The sequence below is a fragment of the Actinomadura roseirufa genome, from assembly GCF_900659635.1.
Classification (GTDB): Bacteria; Actinomycetota; Actinomycetes; order Streptosporangiales; family Streptosporangiaceae; genus Spirillospora; species Spirillospora roseirufa.
This window is the reverse complement of the sequence record NZ_CAACVB010000355.1, coordinates 1-6,482: the sequence shown is the minus strand read 5'-3', so window position 1 is coordinate 6,482 and position 6,482 is coordinate 1. Positions and strand designations below refer to the sequence as shown.

5 protein-coding genes and 1 pseudogene are annotated in these 6,482 nt (G+C 72.6%); 5 read left to right on the top strand and 1 reads right to left on the bottom strand.

The annotated features are described in order from the left end of the window. The first annotated feature begins 182 nt into the window (after positions 1-182). From trpS to E1291_RS37590, 3 genes are all read left to right on the top strand, one after another. Positions 183-1,250 (top strand): tryptophan--tRNA ligase, encoded by a 1,068-nt coding sequence (trpS, locus tag E1291_RS37600; protein WP_131742812.1) that lies wholly within the window; start codon positions 183-185, stop codon positions 1,248-1,250. After that, positions 1,240-1,827, top strand: a complete 588-nt coding sequence (locus E1291_RS37595; protein WP_242614625.1) for a 2'-5' RNA ligase family protein — start codon at positions 1,240-1,242, stop codon at positions 1,825-1,827. Before trpS ends, E1291_RS37595 begins: the two co-directional genes overlap by 11 nt. An 89-nt stretch (positions 1,828-1,916) precedes the next feature. After that, positions 1,917-2,990, top strand: coding sequence for a YihY/virulence factor BrkB family protein (locus E1291_RS37590; protein WP_131742811.1), 1,074 nt, complete (start codon positions 1,917-1,919; stop codon positions 2,988-2,990). A gap of 118 nt (positions 2,991-3,108) precedes the next feature. Here the strand turns inward: E1291_RS37590 and E1291_RS37585 are convergent, their stop codons facing one another. Beyond that, positions 3,109-4,368: a D-alanyl-D-alanine carboxypeptidase family protein gene (locus E1291_RS37585; protein WP_131742810.1), complete on the bottom strand. Its 1,260-nt coding sequence runs from the start codon at positions 4,366-4,368 to the stop codon at positions 3,109-3,111. Positions 4,369-4,861: 493 nt separating this feature from the next. On the opposite strand from E1291_RS37585, the gene E1291_RS37580 reads away from it, so the two are divergent. Together E1291_RS37580 and E1291_RS37575 are read left to right on the top strand one after the other, a co-directional pair. Continuing rightward, positions 4,862-6,028 carry a glutamate--cysteine ligase gene (locus tag E1291_RS37580; RefSeq protein WP_131742809.1) on the top strand — a complete coding sequence of 389 codons (1,167 nt, stop codon included), beginning with the start codon at positions 4,862-4,864 and terminating at the stop codon, positions 6,026-6,028. Continuing rightward, positions 6,015-6,482: pseudogene (locus tag E1291_RS37575) on the top strand (hypothetical protein); the annotation flags it as partial. The gene E1291_RS37580 and the pseudogene E1291_RS37575, both read left to right, overlap by 14 nt.

Sequence of the window (6,482 nt, the reverse complement as noted above, 5' to 3'; positions counted from 1 at the left end):
CGTCCCCGCGGGCGGTCCTGCGGCCAGCGGCGCCGGCCCCGGACGGGACCGGCCCGGACACCCCTGCCCGTGGCGGCGCGGTCGGCGGCGGAGCCCCGGGCCGGGTGGGCGAGTCCACTCCCGGCGGGACCCCGTCCGCCGACGGCGTCTCCAGGGGCACCTGAGAGAATCGGTCCGTGCACATGCCCGAAGCGTCCAGCCCCATCGGCGGCACCGCCGCACCCGCCCCCCGGGTGTTCTCCGGTATCCAGCCCACCGCCGACTCCTTCCACCTCGGCAACTACCTGGGCGCGTTGCGGCAGTGGGTGTCCTTGCAGGACAGCCACGAGGCGTTCTACTGCGTCGTCGACCTGCACGCCATCACGGTCGAGCACGACCCCGCGGTGCTGCGGCGCCGCACGAAGGTGGCCATCGCGCAGCTGTTCGCGATGGGGGTCGATCCCGAGCGCGCCACGGTGTTCGCGCAGAGCCACGTCCCCGAGCACGCGGAGCTGGCCTGGGTGCTGGGCTGCCTCACCGGGTTCGGCGAGGCGGGGCGGATGACCCAGTTCAAGGACAAGTCGTCCAAGCAGGGGTCGGCGGGCACCAGCGTCGGCCTGTTCACTTACCCGATCCTTCAGGCCGCCGACATCCTGCTCTACACGCCGGAGCCCGGCCCGGACGAGCAGGCGCTGCGGGTGCCGGTCGGCGAGGACCAGCGCCAGCACCTGGAGCTGACCCGCACGCTGGCCGGGCGGTTCAACCACCGGTTCGGCACCACGTTCGTGGAGCCCGAGGCGTACATCCCCGCGGGCGCCGCGAAGATCACCGACCTCCAGGAGCCGACGGCGAAGATGAGCAAGTCGGCGTCCTCGCCGCAGGGCATCGTGGACGTGCTGGAGGAGCCCGGCCCGATGCGCAAGAAGATCATGCGCGCGGTCACCGACACCGGCACCGAGGTCGTGTACGACGAGGAGAAGAAGGCCGGCGTCACGAACCTGCTGCGGATCTACTCGGCGCTGGAGGGCACCGCGATCGGCGACCTGGAGACCCGGTACGCGGGCGCCGGGTACGGCCAGTTCAAGAAGGACCTCGCGCAGCTCGTCCTCGACACCTTCACGCCGATCCGGGAGCGGACCCTGGAACTCCTCGGCGACGAGGCGGAGCTGGACCGGCTCCTCGCGCGGGGCGCCGAGCGCGCCTCGCGGGTCGCGGTGCGGACGATGGAGACCGTGCGCGACCGGGTGGGATTCGTCGGACGTGGTCACTGACCGGGCGGCTCCGGGCGGCGTCCGCATGATCGGGGTCGCCATCCCGATTCCCGACCCGTACGGCGCGCTGCTCCAGCGCATGCGCGCGTCCTACGGCGACCCACTGGCCACCGCCATCCCCACGCACATCACCCTGCTGCCGCCCACCGAGGTGGACGCGGCGCTCCTGGGCGCCGTCGAGGAGCACCTGCGGGAAGTCGCGCGGACGGAGCAAGGGTTCAGGATCCGTCTCAGTGGTAGCGGAACGTTCCGTCCTGTCTCTTCGGTTGTCTTCGTGGCACTAGCCGAGGGAATAGGCGGATGTGAGCGGGTTCAGGCGAAGGTATTGTCCGGGCCGCTCGCGCGTACACTGCCGTTCCCGTTCCACCCGCACGTGACCGTCGCCCATGATCTCCCGGACACCGTTCTGGACCGTGCCTTCAAGGACCTCGCCGACTACCGGGCCGAGTTCGAGGTGTGGGGCTTCTCCCTCTACGAGCACGGGGCCGACGAGGTCTGGCGTCCCCGTCAGGACTTCGCGTTCGGTACCGGCGGCGCGGGCCCGCACACCGAGCAGGACTGCCCCGCCGGCTCCTGACCCGCCGGGGCGAGGGTCGGCAACGCAATGTTCAAGGACCGATTACCCTGCGCTGCATCGAGTCCGCTCCGCTGGGTACTGTGCCGTACATGCGGCAGGCGATCACGAGCGCGCAACAGTGGGGCGAGGCCCTGCTCGACAAGGGAAACGGCCTGTTGCGCTCGGCGCGGGCGCGCTGGCGATGGTTCGACCATGCCGGCCGCGCGTTCGACCGCTACCAGCAGCGCCGCGGTGACCGGCTGGCGGCCGCGCTGACCTGCTACGGCTTCCTGTCGTTCTTCCCGCTGCTGGCGCTGGCGTACTCGCTGCTCGGCTACCTCGTGGGGGTGAGCGCGCAGGCCCGCGACTACTTCGTCGACGCGGTCAACTCGCTCCTGCCCGGCCTGTCGGACCAGATCCAGGTCGAGGAGATCGCCCGGTCGAAGACCGCCGTCGGGCTGTTCGGGCTGGCGGCCCTGCTGTTCACCGGGCTCGGCTGGGTCCAGGTCCTGCGCGAGTCGCTGCGCGACATCTGGGGGAACGAGCCGGGCGGCGGCGGGAACTTCTTCCTCAAACGAGTGGCGGACCTGGCCGTCCTCGTGTTCCTCGGCGTCGTCCTGATCTGCGGCATGGCGATCTCGACGGTCACGACGTCCGCCACCCACACCGTCCTCGGCTGGCTCGGGCTCCAGGACGTCCCCGGCGCCGGCACCGGGCTGCGGCTGCTCACGCTGAGCTGCGCGACGGCCTTCGACGCGGTGATCTTCCTGGTGCTGTTCACCCGGCTGTCGGGCACCCGCGCGCCGTGGCGGCGGATCGCGCGGGGCGCCCTGCTCGGCGCCGTCGGCCTCGAACTGCTCAAGCTGATCGCGACGCTGCTCATCGGCCGGACGACGGCCAACCCCGTCTACGCCTCGTTCGCCGTCCTGGTCGGGCTGATGGTGTGGATCAACATCGTGTCCCGGTTCGTGCTCTTCGTGGCCGCCTGGACGGCCACCCGGCGGGTCGTGCTGAGCGCCGACGCCCAGGCCGGGGACCCGGCGGCGATCGAGGCGACGGAGGCCATGGAGGAGGCGGCCGAGGACGCCGGGACGGCGCGGGACCCCGACGACTGCGGCGAGGACGGGCCGGACTCCGGCCCGGACCGCCGGAGGTGGCCCTCCGGCGGCGTCCGGCTGACCTGACGGCGGCGGCCCTTCCGCGGACCGCCGCCTAACGTCCGGCTATCGGATCCCTTGCCGCCCGCTGCGTTCCCGCGAGCCCAATGAACAGCGCTGTGAGCCGGGCCCGACGAGCCTGGGTCTACGAACCGGGCTCGTCGGGGCCGGGCGCCGCGTCCGGAGCGCCGAAGGACCGGGGCGCCGCGCCGCCCGCGCGGGCCGGCAGCGGCGGGCCGTGCCGGTGACGCCGCCGCAGGACGAGGAACAGCACGACGATCGCGAGCACCGCGCCGACCCCTCCGCCGCCGACCAGCAGCCACCGCCGGGTCGAGTCGTCGGAGGCCAGCGGGGCGTCGGGCAGCAGCCCCGACCCGTTCTTGCGGCTCTCGGGCGCGTCCCCGGGCGGGACCAGCACGCCCGCCGGCCTGACCTTGCCCCGGGCGGCGAAACCCCAGTCCAGCAGCTTCACCGCGTACGGGGACGGCGGGATGTCGGCCTTCATCAGCGCGATGATGACCGTGTGGCCGCCGCGCCTGGCGGCGGCGACGTAGGTCTGCCCTGCGGCGACGGTGTAGCCGTTCTTGCCGCCGAGCATGCCGGCGTAGGCGTAGTGTTCGCCCGGCAGCAGCTTGTTGTGGGTGTGGATCGGGTACCCACCGACCTTCTTGCCCTTCTTGCGCTCCTTCTTGGAGGGCGGCGCCGGGAACTGGAAGTCGATCGCCTGCACGTATCTGCGGTAGTCGGCGTTGCGCAGGCCCTCGCGCAGGATCAGCGCCAGGTCGTAGGACGAGGTGTGCTGGCTGTGCACGTCCAGGCCGAGGTCCTTGTCGAGGCCGTTGGGCGACCCGGCGAGGGTGTCGCGGGCGTTGATCCGCTTCGCCTCGGCGTTCATGTCGGCGAGGGTCTTGCGCATCCCGCCGTCGGCCTCGGAGAGCGTCACCGCCGCGTCGTTGGCCGACATCATCATCAGCGCGTGGAACAGGTCGGAGACCTTGTACTGCATCGTCGGCGTGAGGCCGACCTTGGTGCCCTCGACGTCGCACGCCTTCTGCGAGGGGCGCACCAGCCGGTCCGCCTCCAGGCGCGGGACCAGGGCGAGGGCGGTGAGGGTCTTGAGCGTGCTGGCGGGCAGGTACCGGCCGTGCGGGTCCTTGGCGGCCAGCACGTCGCCGTTGTCGCCGTCGGCGACCACCCACGAGGCCGCGTTGATCTTGGGTAGGGCGGGCAGGCCCGCCGCGGCGTTGACGACCAGGCCCTTGCCGGCCAGCTGCGGGCCGCCGACCGGGTCGGCGGGCGGCGCGCTCCGCTGCCGGGCGGCCGTGGCGGCCGCGGCCGGCGCGGCCGGCGCGAGTGCGGTGATCGGCGCGGCGAGTACGGTGAGCGGTACGGTCAGCGCGGCCATGGCGCGGGATCCGGCCCGCGCCTCACGTCGTTCTGGTCGCAAGCTGCCGCCGCCCCTGTGTTCCGCAGCCGCGAAGCTGCCCTCAAAGCCCATGACTCCCCCGAAGACTAGGCGACGTATCCGGAGAAGAGGTACCCGAACCGGGAGACGGCGATCCTCGGGACGTATCGGAACTCACCGTACGTACGGGACGGCTAGAATCGGTGACGGCCTGTCATGCCAGGTAATTTAGGACAGGTTGACTAGTTCGATCGAGTGGTCGCACGGACCTGACCGATGATCGAAAAGTGGGGTCCCGGCGTGTCCGGTGGCGGCCCGTACGAGTCAAATGAACCGCAAAGGGCACGGAGATCCGGCGGGGCGGTGCGCGCGGACGCCATCATGGACGGGACAGGCGTCCTGGACCGGCGTTTGTCCAGGCTTAGGGACCCGCTGGCTGAATTGCGCCACGTGCCACGCAACGACCTGCAAGGATTGTGGACGGAGGTTGGCCGTGGCCATTGACTTCAAGGCATCGAGCGGGGCGACCCTCGGCGTCGAGTGGGAGCTCCAGCTGGTCGACGCCGAGACCAGGCACCTGAGGCAGGACGCGCGGGAGGTGCTCGCCGCCGTCCCCGCGCTCAGCGAGGGCGCCGAGAACCCGCCGGTCCGGCACGAGATGATGGAGTCCACGGTCGAGGTCGTGACCGGCATCTGCCACACCGTGGGCCAGGCCAAGCACGACCTCGCGGGAACCCTCGCGGTGCTGCGCGCGGCCGCCGCCGAGCGGGGCCTGACGCTGGCCTGCACCGGCACCCACCCGATCAGCGACTGGCGGGACGCGGTGATGGCGCCGACGGCCCGCTACGCCCAGCTCGTCGAGCAGATGCAGTGGCTGGCCCGGCGCATCCAGACGTTCGGCGTCCACGTCCACGTGGGGGTGTCGGACGGCGCCAAGGCGATCCCGATCGTGAACGCGCTGTCGGCCTACCTGCCGCACTTCCTGGCCCTGACCGCCTCCAGCCCGTTCTGGAGCGGCGGCGACACCGGGCTCGCCTCGTGCCGCGCCGTCGTCTTCGGGCAGCTCCCCACGGCCGGGCCGCCGCACTCGCTGGACGACTGGGCCGCCTTCGAGGACTACATGGACACCCTGATGCGCGCCGGCACCATCCGGAGCATCAAGGAGGTGTGGTGGGACATCCGCCCGCATCCCGATTTCGGCACGGTCGAGATCAGGATGTTCGACGGCATCCCCACCATGCGCGAGGTCGGCATGGCCGCCGCGCTGTGCCAGAGCCTGGTCACGCTGTTCGACCAGCAGCTCGACCGCGGCTACACGCTGCCGCGGCCGGCGGCCTGGGTGGTGCGCGACAACAAGTGGCGCGCCACCCGCTACGGGCTCGACGCGATCGTCATCACCGACGACACTGGGAACACCGCGCCGCTCCGTGACGACCTGTACGAGCTGATCAGGGAGCTGGAGCCCGTCGCCGACCGGCTCGGGTGCGCGGAGGAGCTCAAGGTGGCGGGGGAGGTCCTGGAACACGGGGCCCCGTACGAGCGCCAGCGCGCGATCCGCGCCGGGGGCGGCACGCTGGAGAACATCGTCGACGCGGCGATCACCGAGCTCGCGGAGGACAGGTTCGTCACACTGGGGGAGGTGGCACATGCCGGGACCTGACGAACCGGCGCGATCCGGCGGGCGGTCCGCGGACCGCGCCGACGGGTCCCCCGGCCGCCGGCCCGCGGGGCGGCGTTCCGGGGACCGGCGTCCCGGGGACGGGGGCGGCACGGCCGGCGACGGGGCCGGTGATCCCGCCGTGGACGCGGCGGGCGGCGAGGACCGCAGTACCGACAGGACCACCGGGCGGACGCCGCACGGCTCCGCCCTCGCGCAGGGGGCGCACATGACACATCCGGGACCCGGGGTGATGCCCGGCCTTGAACCACCGAACGCCCCGGGGCCCGCGGGCTCCGAGGGCCGTGCGGATCCGGCCGGGCACGACCCGGCCGCGGCGGCCACCGGACCCGCGGGCAGGCCCGCCGGCACCGCTCCCGGCGGGATGCTGCCGGGCGACGTCGGGCCCGGCGACACCGTGCCCGGCCCCGCCGCGCCCGCTCCCCCGCCGCCCGCC

Excerpts from the sequence above, each read along its gene's own strand:
- E1291_RS37585 (WP_131742810.1), bottom strand. The coding sequence starts at position 4,368 with ATGGCCGCGCTGACCGTACCGCTCACCGTACTCGCCGCGCCGATCACC.
- E1291_RS37590 (WP_131742811.1), top strand. The coding sequence starts at position 1,917 with ATGCGGCAGGCGATCACGAGCGCGCAACAGTGGGGCGAGGCCCTGCTC.
- trpS (WP_131742812.1), top strand. The coding sequence starts at position 183 with ATGCCCGAAGCGTCCAGCCCCATCGGCGGCACCGCCGCACCCGCCCCC.